The 304-nt window shown below is 33.6% G+C and carries 1 pseudogene; it reads right to left on the bottom strand.

The features are described 5' to 3' along the window. A pseudogene (locus tag CD135_RS11690) lies at nt 1–304 on the bottom strand (IS6-like element IS257 family transposase); the annotation flags it as partial.

Below are 304 nucleotides of genomic sequence, written 5' to 3'. Positions count from 1 at the left end.
CTTACGCAACCAAATATCTAATGTATGTCCCTCTGCATCAATGGCACGATATAAATAACTCCATTTTCCTTTTATTTTGATGTACGTCTCATCAATACGCCATTTGTAATAAGCTTTTTTATGCTTTTTCTTCCAAATTTGATATAAAATTGGGGCATATTCTTGAACCCAACGGTAGACCGTTGAATGATGAACGTTTACACCACGTTCCCTTAATATTTCAGATATATCACGATAACTCAATGCATATCTTAGATAGTAGCCAACGGCTACAATGATAACATCCTTGTTAAATTGTTTATAT

Source organism: Mammaliicoccus lentus (assembly GCF_002902755.1).
GTDB lineage: Bacteria > Bacillota > Bacilli > Staphylococcales > Staphylococcaceae > Mammaliicoccus > Mammaliicoccus lentus.
The sequence above is the reverse complement of the archived record's forward strand: the minus strand, read 5'-3'. Positions and strand labels throughout refer to the sequence as shown.